General features: G+C 59.1%; 1 pseudogene. It reads right to left on the bottom strand.

Going from position 1 to position 430, the window contains the following annotated elements:
- Positions 1 to 91, bottom strand: a pseudogene (locus tag BRO63_RS33895) (ABC transporter substrate-binding protein); the annotation flags it as partial.
- Between the last annotated feature and the right edge of the window lie 339 nt (positions 92 to 430).

Raw genomic sequence — 430 nt, 5'->3', positions numbered from 1 at the left:
GCGGGCTTCCGTCCTCGTAGCTGATGGACAGCGTGCGGACGATTTTCAGATTCCAGTAGCCGCGGACAAAGGGATTGGGATTTTGGGACATGGGATTTCTCCAGATTGAATAATGGAGCCAATCCCCGCCACCGGGAATTGGACCCCGGTGGGTTGAAAGTGAGAAAAGCGTCAGGCAGCACTGATTGATGGCCTTGGGCCAATCAGCGCTGGGTACGGAAGGAAAATCGAGGGACATGGCCGCGTAGGCGCATGTCCCTCACGGGCAGTGAACGAAGAGGTGGAGATGTGCCGGAAACCGGCTCACCAGCCGTTGTAGTTCACCAGGAGGTCGGCGATGACCTTGCGGCGTTGCAGATCGAGACCGTCGAAGTCCGACAGTCCGTTGAAGTGGCAGCGCTTGAGCATGGCACCGCCCTCGCGCGCGTTG

This window comes from Achromobacter xylosoxidans (assembly GCF_002192695.1).
GTDB classification, from domain to species: domain Bacteria; phylum Pseudomonadota; class Gammaproteobacteria; order Burkholderiales; family Burkholderiaceae_B; genus Achromobacter; species Achromobacter xylosoxidans_C.
Note: the sequence above shows the minus strand (reverse complement) of the source record. Positions and strands in the feature narration are given on the sequence as shown.